Here is a 14,148-nt window from a genome sequence, read left to right as displayed (position 1 = left end):
TTACCTGCCTTGTTTACTTTAGCCTAACAAAAGGCCTAAACTACCTACCAAAAGGAGCAATGAATATCAATTGATCTTCCTTTAATAATAGAACTTCATCACCTGCATTAATAAATTCGTACACATCATCTTTAAAACTTCCATATTCTTGGCTATCGATATAAGGTAGTATTACAAATTTTTGGTCCACCGCTATTTCTACCCAATTATTAATTGGATCAAATCTCAGTTGTAGAACATTACCATCTATATCCGTAAAATTGCAATTTCGTGTCTTTGGGCTGTCCACTAAAATAGGTGCTAAATCACTAGCTACTTGCTTATTATTTTCTATAGATTTTTTACAACCAAAGACAGCTAACATACTTAACATTCCAAAAAACATTACCATTTTTCCCATTCTCTTTATTTACTAACACCTAGACTAAATTCTAAGAGCCTCTTTAAATTTGTTCAAAATTAGATAATATTTTAGAAGCTAAAGGTATGAAGCCTAGGGTCCAAAGAAAGTTTTACAATTCTACTAAAATAAAGGGACCATCCATCTTAGCCCTATAGCAATTAAATGTTGGTCTTTATTGTTTAAGACTTTATCTTTAAAATGGTATTGATAAAAATTATACCCCCCAAATAGTCGGAAGTCTTTTAGAGTAGGATCTGAAAAAGGATAGTATTCTACCACCGCAGATACCCCACTATAGCTATAGGAAGTATCTACTTGTAAATCCTTGCGATAGTTATACATCAATTTTATATAAGGCACTACTTTGTTTAAGCGATATTTAAAGCTAAGCATAGTAACATTATCTCTCACATAATAAGTACTAAGTTTATGATCCCCTAGCATGTCATCCAATTGCTTATCGGCCAAATTACTTGCTCCATAAATCCAATCTAGCTCCATCATAAAATTATTAATAGTTAAACGATTTCCTAAGGTAACCCAAGAATAGAATTTATTGGCATCATGCTGAAATAAACCATATCCATATCTTGTTTTTAAATGCTCTTTAAAAAGTAAACCTTCCCAAAGAAATAAACCTGCATAAGCCTTATCTTTATGAGCCTGAGATACATACTGTTTACCCGGGGAAATAAACTGAAGTTTAAAGAGCTGATTATCAAATTCATAGCTCACACTAAAACCTGGAGCAAATAATTCAGCATTGCTAATAATATTGGAAAACATATATAAATCAGCGCTATTATAGGAAAGCTCCGTGGAACCCCAGGCTGTAAACAGCTTACCCATACTTACACTCCAATGGGAGTTTATTTTATAATCCAAAAAAGCAAATTCTAAGGCTTTTGAACCATCTGGTTCGTTTAAGCGATAACGAAGAGCATAAGAAAGCTTATCTTTATATTCTCCTTGTACAAAAACGCGGGATTGCACTACTTTAAACTGGCTTTGTTCTAATTCTGAGCCGTTAAATTTTGTAGCATTCTCGTATTTTGAATCTAAAAACACCCGAATGAGTTTGGACTGCTGCTTATTTGGAATCCCCAATTCTTTTTTAATTGCCCCATAAATGGTTGGACTACCCAGGCTATCTTGTTCTACGGATATATTAGTTTGTCCATAAGAGGTAAAATGGATCAAAAAAGGTAAAAAAAACAATACTTTATTCTTCATAATTACATAAGTGAAAAACTAAAATATTGCAAATTACCCTACCTCACAACCTATTTATACATAAAATATCGAAAAATACGCTAATAACATAATTATCAAGCTTTTCTAATATCTAGGTATTAACTTTTCCTTCACCTTTAAACTATGTATTTATAACTTACTTCTATTAGGTGGTAAAAAACACCCTAAAATGTTAAAGATTCTAAAAGTTTTTCTTTTACTTATTAAGAGGAGTTTTTATTTAGCAAATTAATACTATCTTTGTTTTTATCGTTTTATTAAACCCTATACAAGGTTATTTGTGAAAAGAATTCTACCCATATTGCTTTGCTTACTATCTGTTATCACAGTAGCAGCGCCAGCTATGGAGTGGAGTACACAAAAGCAAGTAGAGTTATTTTGTAGTTCACAAAACACCTCTATGACTTGTTGTCCAAGTACTGCAGAAACTTCCTCTATGGAAGCTTTATGTTGTCAGAGTATGAGCTCAGCTAGAGTTTCCTCCACGACAATGGACAGAGTTATAACCCATAATTTAAATGTTCCTACTCAAAGAAAGGCAGAATATTTAATCAAAAGTAAGTGGTTTAATTCCAATTATTTACTCGATACATCTAGCGTAATCACGCTTGTTAATACACCTAGTGCACAAGGTAAAAACGGCTATAAGTTCTATACTATAGACCGCTTAGATTACCTATGTGTGTATAGAATATGATTTCTACTTTATAATGGAACTACTACTTTTAACTAGAAGATACTCCCCTTTTTGAGTAACCTCTAGTAAAAGTAACCTACCTCTTGCTTTAGTTCCATGTTGGCAGACTACTCTTTAAAAATCTGCCTTTTAAACTCTATTGTTTTTTTACTGGTGTTTATTTGTAAAGCAATTCTTTAGAACCTTGTTTTTACAGTTACTTTTAAGAGAATTGTCTTGGGGATTCTCAGGCATTTCACCTATCTTAAACTTTACATTTTCACCTATAGAAAAACCGTAGATATGAAAAATCATATTCAATTTTTTAAATGTAAACAACATGCTTAATAAAGTCATTAAGTACTTTTTGAACAATAGGGTAATTACCTTATTGATATTAGCTATAGTCCTAGTTTGGGGGCTTATCACTGCTCCATTTAATTGGCACGGCGGTATTCTACCAAGTGACCCAGTAGCTGTAGATGCCATACCTGATATTGGAGATAACCAACAAATTGTTGCCACAGAGTGGATGGGAAGATCTCCTAAAGATATTCAAGAACAAATTACTTATCCACTAACCACATCTTTACTTGGTATTCCAGGAGTTAAGACTATCCGTAGTAGCTCCATGTTTGGAATGTCTTTTATTTATATCATTTTTGAAGAAGATGTGGAGTTTTACTGGAGTAGATCGAGAATTTTAGAGAAGTTAAATTCTCTACCTCCTGGGACTCTACCAAAGGATGTAACTCCTTCTTTAGGGCCAGATGCCACAGCTCTTGGACAAATCTACTGGTATACTTTAGAGGGTAGAGATCCTCAAACTGGTGAACCAACTCCAGGATGGGATCCAGATGAGCTACGTACCATTCAAGATTTCCAAGTGAAATATGCCCTAGCCTCTGCTCAAGGAGTAGCCGAGGTGGCTTCCATTGGAGGATATATCAAAGAATACCAAATTGAAGTTAATCCCGATGCCTTAAAGGCCTACAACATTTCTATTATAGATGTAATGACTGCCATTGAAAAAACTAATTTGGATATTGGGGCAGAAACCATCGAGATAAATAAAGTGGAGTACTTAGTAAGAGGGCTCGGGTATATAAAAAATATTGAAGATATCGAACAAGCAGTAGTCACACTAATTAACGATAAACCAATTAAAATTAAAGATATTGCCTTTGTAAATCTTGGACCAGCAACCCGTCGCGGTGGTCTAGATAAAGAAGGTATTGATGCAGTTGGAGGAGTTGTAGTGGCTAGATATGGATCAAACCCAATGCAGGTGATCGATAATGTTAAACAAAAAATCGAACTTCTTCAAAACGGTTTACCACAAAAAACGCTTTCCGATGGAACTATTTCCAAAGTTACAGTTGTCCCTTTCTATGATCGTTCGGGCTTAATCCAAGAGACCATTGGTACCTTAGAAACAGCACTAGCCCATGAGATTCTTATATGTATTATTGTAGTTATTGTACTTGTATTTAACCTAAGGGCTTCTATTGTTATCTCAAGTATACTTCCAATTGGAGTATTGGCTACCTTCATTATCATGAAATACATGGGTATTGAGGCCAATATAGTTGCTCTATCAGGTATTGCTATTGCCATTGGTGTAATGGTTGATGTAGGAGTAGTCTTTGTGGAGAGTATCTTGCGCCATATGGACCAAGCCAAAGAAGAAGGTGTAGTCTTAAAAGGGAAAAAATTCGTTGATCTAATCGCTAGTTCTGTTTCAGAAGTTTCTGGAGCATTAACAACTGCTATGCTAACAACTATTATTTCCTTTTTACCAGTATTTGCTATGCAGGCTCAAGAAGGAAAACTTTTTAGGCCTTTAGCTTACACCAAAACCTTTGCTTTATTATCGGCTTTATTCTTAGGATTAATCATCCTACCTACTTTAGCTTATTATATTTATTCTATTCGTTTAAATACCAAAAAATTAAGAAACTTAGCCAACTATGCCCTTATAGTTCTTGGGGTATTTTTAGCTATTTACACAGGACAATTTATTAGCCTTGTAATTACTTTAGCTGGTATAAATAACTTAATAACACCTAGATATTATAGTGAAAAAATAGTTAACTACATCAATGTAGCCTTAACCCTATTTATCACTACTTATTACTTAACGATTCATTGGCTGCCTTTAGGGACAGAGCAAAGCATGGGTCTGAACTTCTTTTTTGTAGTAATGGCAATTGGACTTATTCTTGGATTGTTATGGCTACTTGTTATTTACTACGAAGCTATTTTACGCTGGGCATTAAACAATAGATGGAAGTTTATGTCCATTCCAATTTTCACCGTTATTTTCGGAGTGCTTATTTGGATTGGTTTTGAAAAAACATTCCAACCTATATCCTCTACCCTACAAGTGGTTGGATATAAAGAAGTAAAACAAAGTGCCTTATGGCAAAAAGGTATGGAAAGCTTCCCGGGTATCGGTCAAGAATTCATGCCTGCTTTAAACGAAGGTTCTTTTTTACTAATGCCTACAACTATGCCGCATACAGGTGTAGAGCAAAACTTGGATTTAATAGCAGCTTTAGACAAGCGTATTACCAATATTCCTGAAGTAGAACTTACAGTTGGAAAATGGGGAAGAGTTAACTCGGCCTTAGACCCTGCTCCTACTCAAATGTTCGAAAACACCATTAATTACAGAAGTGAATATATCCTAGATGTAAATGGACATAGAGAGCGATTTTTAGTAAACAAACATGGAGAGTTCGCTTTAATTGATGGCTCTTATTACAATCCAAAAGAAAACTTTAGAATTGTAGATAGAGATAGTTTGATTTTAGATAAAAACGGTAAGTTTTTAAGACAGTGGCGTCCTCATATTAAAAATGCCCAAGATATTTGGCAGGAGATCATTAATGTATCTCATATTCCAGGGGTTACCTCTGCTCCAAAATTACAGCCAATTGAAGCCAGGTTGGTAATGCTTAGTACAGGAATGAGAGCCCCGATGGGACTGAAAATTTCTGGACCAGATTTACAAAGTATTGAAAAGGGAGGTAAAATTTTAGAAAGCGCTTTAAAACAAGCTCCTTCTATTATGGCTTCAACGGTATTTTATGACAGATCGGTAGGAGCGCCTTATATTGAAATGCACCTTAATAGAGCCAACATGGCCAGATACGGAGTAATGGTAGCTGATTTACAACAAATCATTGAATCGGCTATAGGTGGAATGGCCATTACCACTACGGTAGAAGACAGAGAAAGATTCCCTGTTAGAGTTCGATACCCTAGAGAATTACGTGATTCTCCAGAGGCATTAGCTAATTTATTAATTCCTACACCATTAGGAGCTCAGGTTCCACTTGGAGATTTAGTAGATATCACTTATGCCAAAGGGGCTCAAATGATCCAAAGTGAAGATACTTTCTTAATTGGATACATCATCTTTGACAAGGTAGAAAATTTAAGTGAAGTAGAGGTAGTAGAATCTGCTAGAGCATTTTTACAAGACAAAATCGATCAAGGAGAAATTGTACTTCCCAAAGGAGTTAGTTATGATTTTGCTGGAAATTACGAACAACAAGAAAGAGCTTCGGCTCGTTTACTTTTTGTAATTCCACTGAGTTTATTGGCTATTCTACTTATTTTATATTTCCAATTTAGAACAATCACCGCCTCACTTATCCATTTCTCTGGAGTATTTGTAGCCTTTGCTGGTGGTTTTATACTATTGTGGTTATATGGACAACCTTGGTTCATGAATTTCCATGTAGGAGAGGTTAACATGAGGGATTTATTCCAAATGCACTCTATTAATTTAAGTATTGCCGTTTGGGTAGGGTTTATTGCCTTATTTGGACTTGCTACCAATGATGGTGTTTTAATGGGAACTTATATTCACGACACCTTTGAAGAAAGAGATCCAAAAACCAATAAAGAAATTCGCGAGGCAGTAGTATATGCTGGTTTAAAACGAGTTCGTCCGGCTGCTATGACCACAGCTACGGCATTAATTGCCTTATTACCCGTTCTTACCAGTACAGGAAAAGGAGCAGAAATCATGGTACCTATGGCTATCCCTACCTTTGGAGGTATGTTAATTCAGTCTATGACTATGTTTGTTGTACCTGTATTCCAATGTATGTGGAGAGAATGGGCCATTAAAAACGAAAATAAAAAAAATGCTAAAATCGCTCAAAATGAAAACTAATCTAGCCTTATCCAATATAAAATTCTTACTGCTATTTGTTGCTTTGCCTTTTGTAGGTTTTAGTCAAAATAATGATTTACAACAGCCGCAATTACAAAGTTATTTAGAGTATGCTATAGATAATAATCCAAATCTAAAAGCACAACGATTAACTTTTTTAGCTATTCAAGAACAAATCCAAGAAGCTGGAGAATTTGATGACCCAGAACTTTCTATGGGCTTTTTAACCAAACCTATGGATATTGTAGGGGGTAAAAACATTGGAGATATAACCCTTATGCAAATGCTTCCTTGGTTTGGCTCAAAAAAAGCAGCTAAAACCCAAGCTTACCACACTTCTTTGGTGCAATACCAACAATATCTTCTTGCTAGACAAGAGCTGGTTTTACAGGTGAAAAAACAGTGGTTTTTACTAGCGCAAACAAAACAAGAAATTGTCATAGCACAGGAAAATAAAAAACTACTTAAACAACTAGAGGATTTAGCGATTGCTAAATTCTCTACACCAAACCAAAGTGGTAGTTCAGGCTCAATGTCTGACGTACTGAAAATTGGACTGGATATCTTAGAGCTTCAAAACAATATAGACATCCTTGAAAACAACCTAAAGCGAGAGATTGCTAGTTTTAATTCTTTACTTAACAGAGAGTTAGATACCCAAGTGGACTTACCTTCTAAGGTAGAGCAAAGTGAATTCTTATGGGATAAAGAACAAGTTTTTGAGCTAATGCACAATAATCACCCTGCTTTACAATTATTAAAAGAGCAGCAACTAGCCTATAAAGCACAAGGAGTGTTAAATAAAAAGATGAGCTACCCTATGATAGGTGTTGGAGTGCAGTATATGATAATTGGCAAAACCTCTGATCAAATGCTTGCCATGGGATCCATGAATGGAAAGGACATGATTATGCCAATGCTTAGCGTGAGTTTACCTGTGTTTAGAAAAAAATATAAATCACAGCAAAAACAATCCCAACTATATAGACAAAGTGCTATAGAGCAACAGCAAAATACGGTAAATACACTAGAAAATAAGTATTACACCCTTAGTACACAAATGCAAGATGCTTTAAACACTATTTCACTATATCAAAAACAACTACAATTAGCCCAAAGTACTTACAACTTAGTACTAACGGAGTTTTCAGGTGGGAAAAGCAATTTAACCAATGTGATCGAAATCCAGCGATTATTAATGGACTATCAATTAAAACAGTCCCAATCCATTACAGATTTCAACACTATCGTGGCTTCCATAGAAAGCTTAATTGGCAATAACGTTACAAATACTTTAGATCATGAGTAAGATTAAAAATATACTAAAAAACAACACAGTTAAGTACAGTGTACTTCTATTAGCAGGACTTTTACTAGGCTATATGATTTTTGGTTCCACTAGCCATAGCCATGAATTAAGCCAAGAAACACAACAAGAAAGTGTAGTATGGACTTGTTCGATGCACCCACAAATAAAAATGGACAAGCCAGGAAAATGTCCTTTATGTGCAATGGATTTAACTCCAATGGCTACAAATGGAGATTCTGATCAAGATTTAGATCCAAATGCTATTGTAATGAGCAAATCCGCAGTTGCTTTAGCCAATATACAAACCACTGTTGTAAGTAGTAAAGATCCTGTAAAGGACATTGAATTATATGGTAGCATACAAGTAGACGAAACCCAGCAAAATAGCCAAAGCTCTCATGTTGCTGGAAGAATTGAAAAGCTATATGTAAATTTCACTGGAGAAAAAGTAAACAAAGGACAATTATTAGCCTCTGTATACTCACCTGAATTATATGCTGCACAGCAAGAATTATTAGAGGCTATAAAACTGCAAGATTTTCAGCCATTACTTTTACAAGCTGCAAAGGAAAAGTTGAGCTTTTACAAAATGTCTAATGCACAAATTCAAAACATTATTGATACTAAAAAAGCATCTGCAATTGTAAATATTTATGCCAACACCCAAGGAACAGTAGTAAGTAAGAATGTACAGCAAGGAGATTATATCTCTAGTGGAACTATTTTATATGATATTGCTAATTTATCTAAAGTTTGGGCTGTATTTGATGCCTATGAACAAGATCTGCCTTTTTTAAAGGTAAAAGACAAAGTTAGTTTTACTCTACAGAGTTTCCCTGGAGAAAAAATGCAAGGGACTATTTCTTTCATCAATCCTTTATTGGATCCAAGTAGTAGAACTGCCAAGGTAAGAGTGGAAGTGGAAAACAAAGATTTAAACCTACTTCCGGCTATGTATGCAACAGTAACTATACAAGCAGCTTTATCCCAATACAACAATCAAATTGTAATCCCTAAATCAGCTGTTTTATGGACCGGAAAAAGATCTATTGTCTATACTAAAGTACAAGGTACCTCCTCTCCTACTTTTATGTTACAAGAAGTGGTATTAGGTCCGAATTTAGGACAGAGTTATGTAATTTTAGAAGGGTTAATGGATGGACAAGAAATTGTAACCAATGGGGTATTTATCATTGATGCTAGTGCTCAATTAGAAGGAAAGCCTAGTATGATGAATTTAGAGGACCCAATTGATCCCAAATTATTAGAAAAGAGTCTTACTCAAACTTTACATGTAAGTGGAAATTGTGAAATGTGTCAAAAGAGAATCCAAGATGCTGCCCTACAATTACCAGGAGTATTAAAAGCAGACTGGATAGCTGATAATCAAGAATTAACAGTAATATTCATCCCAGAGCAAACTTCCCTTAAGCAAATTTCAAAGGCAATAGCTACAGTAGGTCACGACACTGCTTTAGACAAAGCAACAGATAGCATCTATCAAGACTTACCAGGATGTTGTTTATATGAAAGAAACACTACGGATAAAAAGCCAAGCCAAACAAAACAGAACCATCATTTAACTACTTTAGTTGTAGAGGGGAATTGTGGCATGTGTAAAAAACGTATAGAAGCTGCAGCTATGTCTGTTGCTGGAGTAAATCAAGCTACATGGAATGTAGATAACAAAACCCTAAGTTTGGACATAGATAAAGCAAAAGCATCCTTAGAGAAAGTTTCTTTAAGTATTGCAAAAGCTGGTCATGACACCGCTTTAAACAAAGCACAGGACAAGACCTATGATTCCCTACCTGGTTGTTGTCAATACCAAAGAATACAAGACACACCTAAGGCAAAAAGCAACCTTACTTTAGAGGTAAAAGGAAATTGTGGAATGTGTAAAAAACGTATAGAAGCTGCTGCATCAGCATTAACAGGGGTTAACTCTGCTATTTGGAATGTAGACACTAAGCTTTTAGATTTAGATATAGATCCATCTAAAACAGATCTTGCTAAGGTTTCTAAAACGATAGCATTAGCTGGGCATGATACAGCTTTTGATAAAGCATCTGAGCAAACCTATGAAAACCTTCATGGTTGTTGTCAATACCAAAGAGATTAAACAAATCTCTTTAATAGATAAAAAAAAGCATTAGAATAATTTTCTAATGCTTTTTTTTTAATCCTCTAGCAATTAATTAGAAGGTTAAATTTGGTTCAAGAACATTCTCTACTGGCTTTTGTATCACCAATTTATCCTCTTTATACTCCCCTATTATGCTTAAATGCTGTGTAACTTGTTTTACTTTTTCCAATGCTTGATAATACAAATCATAATTCTTATTTACCAATACCACATTAACGTGGAAAGAATATTGAAATACACTTCCTGAAATAGGAACCGACTGAATTTTAGTAAGGTTTAATTCGTGTTCTGCTAATATTTCCAGTACTTTACTTAAACGACCTTTTTGGTGATCGGTAAAAAAGTACAAAGTAGCCTTATCAAAATCATCTACGTGAACAGGCTCTGTGGAAATCAAGAAAAAACGCGTAAAATTATCATACACATCGTGAATGTTTTCTTGCAAAATTTGTAAATCATACATCTTAGCAGCTAATGCCGAACCAATACCCGCTACACCATGCATTTGGTTTAACTGAATATTTTTTGCACATGTGGCTGTATCATCCATAGCTAATTTTCTCCAGTGCTCGTGATTTTCTAAGAAATCCCCACATTGCAATAATGCCATTGGGTGAGTACGTACCTCCTCAATTTGATCTAATGTTTGACCCTTTAAAGCCAATAAATGATGGCGAATAGGAAGGGCTATCTCTCCTCCTACATAAAGTTTCTTTTTAGTCATCAAGGAATAGTTAGGTAAAATAGATCCTGCTATAGAGTTTTCCATTGCCATCATTCCATAATCCACTTTTTTATCCACTACTTGTTTAACTAGAGAATTAAAAGTTGGACTATCAACAATGTCAACTGGTTGTTCTTTAAAAAAGCGCTCCACCGCCTCGTGATGGAAAGAGCCTTTGATTCCTTGAATAATTACGGACTTCATAATTTTTTTGGTTTGGTAAATAAATAACTATCAAAGTTAAAATTTTCTTTCATTATTAACTCACAAAGCCTTTAAAATAATTGATCGAAATGCGTTTTCATCAACAATACAAGTGCATTAACCTATTTGATAATGTTTTTACTACTTATATCGAAAACCACTAACAATTTGACAATTCAATACGTAATTTATTTTATTAATAAAAATCACAATGTTCGCCCTTTATAATTATTCATCTACAAAATAACCAATAGCCTGCTTCTTATTAGACAATAGCTTAACAAAATATAAACCTCCGACTTATGGCTTTTTTCTATTTAGATTCGTAACTTTATAGCGTAACTACCAAAAGAAAACAATTATGAAAAAAATAATCTTAGCCTTAGCAGTATTTATTTCCTCTTACGCTATGGCATATACTAGCACAGCTACGCACTCTAATACAACTTTAACTATGGAAAACACACAAGACCCTACAAGTATATATCAGTTCACAGTAACAGATATTTACGGAGAACCATTTGATTTAGCCAGCCTAAAAGGTAAAAAAGTAATGATTGTCAATACAGCTTCTCAGTGTGGTTTAACCCCACAATTTGAACAATTAGAAAGCTTATACAAAGAGTACAAAGACAAAGACTTTATTATTATAGGTTTCCCTGCCAATAATTTTGCAGACCAAGAACCAGGAAGTAACCAAGAAATTGCAGCATTTTGCCAATCCAATTATGGGGTGAGTTTCCCTATGATGAGTAAAATATCTGTCAAAGGAGATGACACAGCTCCTTTATACCAATTCTTAACTCAAAAACAACTTAACAAATTAGAGGATAGTGAAGTACAATGGAATTTCCAAAAATACTTAATCGGACCTGATGGGCATTTAGAAAAAGTAATTGGACCTAGAACACTTCCAACAGATCAAGAAATTAAAGACTGGATTAAAAGTTAATTACTTTTAGAGCCCAAAAATTATCGTTTTTAAATCAAAATACCTGAGTTTGTTTGTATCTTTGGGTCTTATTCTATGTTTATATGATTTATCCAGAAATAAAATTAGCCCAAAGTATACTGCAAATCTGTAAGCAAAAAAAAATCAAGCATATTATCTTATCCCCAGGTTCACGAAATGCGCCACTAACTATTGGCTTTGCTAGTGATTCTTACTTTACTTGTTATAGTATTGCCGATGAAAGATGTGCTGGTTTTTTTGCTATGGGTATAGCCCAGCAAACTCAATTCCCAACTGCTTTAGTGTGTACCTCGGGTTCTGCTGTGCTTAACTATTATCCAAGTATAGCGGAGGCTTATTATAGCCAGATTCCCCTTATTGTGATCTCTGCCGATAGACCTGGTGATAAACTAGATATTGGAGATGGTCAGACCATTCGACAAAAAGATGTTTTCAACAATCACATTTTATATAATGCCAACTTAAGCCAACAAGCAAGCCAAGAAAATGACATTTTAATAAACAATGCCATAAATAGTGCTATTGCTCAAAAAGGCCCTGTGCATATTAATGCTCCCTTTGAAGAGCCTTTATACCAAACTACCACAGAGTTAAGTGTAGATCCAACCTTTGTGGACATGGTACATATTGACCCGCAAATCACCAATTATCCCCTTTTTGGAGAGAAATGGCAAAATGCAAAGAAAAAACTTCTTGTTATAGGTTGTAATGCCCCTGGAGTCTTAAGCCAGCAAATTATAGCATCCTTAGGACAAGACCCAAGTGTTTTAGTATTGTGTCAAACAACCTCTAATTTGCATCACCCAAACTTTATTAGCAATATAGATCGGTTTTTACAGCATTTAACCCCAGAAGAAATCCAGGAGTTTTCTTGTGATATTTTAGTTACTTTTGGAGGAATGCTTATTAGCAAAAACATCAAAAAATTACTAAGAGAATTAAGTCCAAAACAACATTGGCATGTAGATTTATTACGCCATTATGATACTTTTGGAGCATTAAGCGATATAGTGGTAGATACTCCTGAACGCTTTTTCTCTAATTTAACCCAATTATACCCTACAAATACCCAGAGCTCTTACCAGGAATTTGCTTTGAAAATAAACCGTGAGAAGCAAAAAAAGCAAGAGCAATACCTTGATACTATTCCATGGTCAGATATGAAAGCTTTTCAAGGAATCATGCAAGCTTTACCAAATGATATAGAATTACAACTGAGTAACTCTTCAGTGATTCGATATAGCCAAATTTTCCCAAACTCTCCACAAGTAGTAGTTTTTGCAAACCGAGGCACTAGTGGTATAGACGGTAGTACTTCTACGGCTATTGGAGCAAGTGTAGTACAGGAAAAGCCTGTTGTTTTAATTAGTGGCGATGTTAGTTTCTTTTATGACAGTAACGCTCTTTGGAATAATTATATTCCAAAGAATTTTAAAATAATTGTTTTAAACAATCAAGGTGGTGGGATTTTCAGATTTCTACCAGGACATCAGAACACTCCTTTGTTTAATACTTTTTTCGAAACCACTCACCAATTAAATGCTGAGCATTTAGCTAAAATGTATGGTTTCAACTATTTTTCAGCAAAGGATTCTACTCAATTAAAAGCTAGCTTACAAGATTTATTCAGCCATAATGAGCAACCTGGGATATTAGAAATCACTACTCCTACTTTAATAAATGATACGGTATTAAAGCAATATTACCAAAATATGTGATTTAAGAAATAAGGGCTATTTAAGATCTTTTTTTTTCGTAAATTGTACCTTAACTAAAACTATAACCGTATGAACAAAAGAGCAGAATTAATTCAAAAGTACGCAGAGGATTTAAAGCAAAAATGCGGAGTAACTCCAGATATGGATTTATTAGAAAAAGTAACCATTGGTTGTGGACCTTCTATTTACAATAAGGACTCTAGTACAGTAGCTAGTAGCTCTGAATCAGAACTACTTACAGTGAAGAATAATTTTTTAATTAAAAAACTAGGTTTAAGCGAAAAAGACGCTCTAGATCAAGGTATTGACAAAGTAATGGAACAATATGGTAAATCCAACCGTACAAAATATAGAGCGGTAGTATATTACCTACTGACACTTCACTTTAAGAAAGAAGCTGTTTACGCAAAATAATATAACTCAAGAAATCGAGTAGGAGGCTGAAGATTATTTCTTCAGCCGACCTCTCACACCACCTGGCATACGGATCCGTACCAAGGCGGTTCTTAACTTTACGATACTTTTAAGTAGATGTCATGTATAGAAGTATAG

At 34.6% G+C, this 14,148-nt stretch carries 10 protein-coding genes; 7 read left to right on the top strand and 3 right to left on the bottom strand.

What is annotated here, in order from left to right; genetic code table 11:
• Window positions 1–40 precede the first annotated feature (40 nt).
• Window positions 41–400 carry a hypothetical protein gene (locus ACYSNX_RS06690; RefSeq protein WP_461753905.1) on the bottom strand — a complete coding sequence of 120 codons (360 nt, stop codon included), beginning with the start codon at window positions 398–400 and terminating at the stop codon, window positions 41–43.
• Window positions 401–523: 123 nt separating this feature from the next.
• Complete coding sequence (locus ACYSNX_RS06685; RefSeq protein ID WP_461753904.1) at window positions 524–1,636, bottom strand: porin; 1,113 nt, start codon at window positions 1,634–1,636, stop codon at window positions 524–526.
• 301 nt (window positions 1,637–1,937) lie between these two features.
• On the opposite strand from ACYSNX_RS06685, the gene ACYSNX_RS06680 reads away from it, so the two are divergent.
• The 4 genes from ACYSNX_RS06680 (at window position 1,938) to ACYSNX_RS06665 (ending at window position 9,953) form a co-directional block, all read left to right on the top strand.
• Window positions 1,938–2,354 (top strand): hypothetical protein, encoded by a 417-nt coding sequence (locus ACYSNX_RS06680; RefSeq protein WP_461753903.1) that lies wholly within the window; start codon window positions 1,938–1,940, stop codon window positions 2,352–2,354.
• A 319-nt stretch (window positions 2,355–2,673) separates the two neighbouring features.
• On the top strand, window positions 2,674–6,522 hold the full coding sequence (locus ACYSNX_RS06675; protein ID WP_461753902.1) for an efflux RND transporter permease subunit: 3,849 nt from the start codon (window positions 2,674–2,676) through the stop codon (window positions 6,520–6,522).
• Window positions 6,512–7,831: a TolC family protein gene (locus tag ACYSNX_RS06670; protein WP_461753901.1), complete on the top strand. Its 1,320-nt coding sequence runs from the start codon at window positions 6,512–6,514 to the stop codon at window positions 7,829–7,831. The genes ACYSNX_RS06675 and ACYSNX_RS06670 overlap by 11 nt, the downstream gene beginning before the upstream one ends.
• The gene (locus tag ACYSNX_RS06665; protein ID WP_461753900.1) at window positions 7,824–9,953 is read left to right on the top strand and encodes an efflux RND transporter periplasmic adaptor subunit; all 2,130 of its coding nucleotides are present in this window, start codon (window positions 7,824–7,826) and stop codon (window positions 9,951–9,953) included. The genes ACYSNX_RS06670 and ACYSNX_RS06665 overlap by 8 nt, the downstream gene beginning before the upstream one ends.
• Window positions 9,954–10,029: 76 nt before the next feature.
• Here the strand turns inward: ACYSNX_RS06665 and ACYSNX_RS06660 are convergent, their stop codons facing one another.
• Complete coding sequence (locus ACYSNX_RS06660) at window positions 10,030–10,905, bottom strand: prephenate dehydratase (RefSeq protein ID WP_461753899.1); 876 nt, start codon at window positions 10,903–10,905, stop codon at window positions 10,030–10,032.
• A gap of 454 nt (window positions 10,906–11,359) precedes the next feature.
• On the opposite strand from ACYSNX_RS06660, the gene ACYSNX_RS06655 reads away from it, so the two are divergent.
• The 3 genes from ACYSNX_RS06655 to ACYSNX_RS06645 all read left to right on the top strand — a co-directional run bounded on the left by ACYSNX_RS06655 (window position 11,360) and on the right by ACYSNX_RS06645 (window position 14,010).
• Window positions 11,360–11,857: a glutathione peroxidase gene (locus ACYSNX_RS06655; RefSeq protein ID WP_461753944.1), complete on the top strand. Its 498-nt coding sequence runs from the start codon at window positions 11,360–11,362 to the stop codon at window positions 11,855–11,857.
• Window positions 11,858–11,940: 83 nt separating this feature from the next.
• Window positions 11,941–13,596 carry a 2-succinyl-5-enolpyruvyl-6-hydroxy-3-cyclohexene-1-carboxylic-acid synthase gene (menD, locus tag ACYSNX_RS06650; RefSeq protein WP_461753898.1) on the top strand — a complete coding sequence of 552 codons (1,656 nt, stop codon included), beginning with the start codon at window positions 11,941–11,943 and terminating at the stop codon, window positions 13,594–13,596.
• Window positions 13,597–13,665: 69 nt separating this feature from the next.
• Window positions 13,666–14,010 carry a DUF2853 family protein gene (locus tag ACYSNX_RS06645; protein WP_461753897.1) on the top strand — a complete coding sequence of 115 codons (345 nt, stop codon included), beginning with the start codon at window positions 13,666–13,668 and terminating at the stop codon, window positions 14,008–14,010.
• Window positions 14,011–14,148 lie beyond the last annotated feature (138 nt).

It is taken from the genome of Myroides sp. LJL115 (genome assembly GCF_054871665.1).
This window is presented reverse-complemented; position numbering and strand designations above follow the sequence as displayed.

Coding starts and splice junctions, on each gene's coding strand:
- ACYSNX_RS06690 (WP_461753905.1), bottom strand. CDS start 400: ATGGGAAAAATGGTAATGTTTTTTGGAATGTTAAGTATGTTAGCTGTC.
- ACYSNX_RS06685 (WP_461753904.1), bottom strand. CDS start 1,636: ATGAAGAATAAAGTATTGTTTTTTTTACCTTTTTTGATCCATTTTACC.
- ACYSNX_RS06675 (WP_461753902.1), top strand. CDS start 2,674: ATGCTTAATAAAGTCATTAAGTACTTTTTGAACAATAGGGTAATTACC.
- ACYSNX_RS06670 (WP_461753901.1), top strand. CDS start 6,512: ATGAAAACTAATCTAGCCTTATCCAATATAAAATTCTTACTGCTATTT.
- ACYSNX_RS06665 (WP_461753900.1), top strand. CDS start 7,824: ATGAGTAAGATTAAAAATATACTAAAAAACAACACAGTTAAGTACAGT.
- ACYSNX_RS06660 (WP_461753899.1), bottom strand. CDS start 10,905: ATGAAGTCCGTAATTATTCAAGGAATCAAAGGCTCTTTCCATCACGAG.
- ACYSNX_RS06655 (WP_461753944.1), top strand. CDS start 11,360: ATGGAAAACACACAAGACCCTACAAGTATATATCAGTTCACAGTAACA.
- menD (WP_461753898.1), top strand. CDS start 11,941: ATGATTTATCCAGAAATAAAATTAGCCCAAAGTATACTGCAAATCTGT.
- ACYSNX_RS06645 (WP_461753897.1), top strand. CDS start 13,666: ATGAACAAAAGAGCAGAATTAATTCAAAAGTACGCAGAGGATTTAAAG.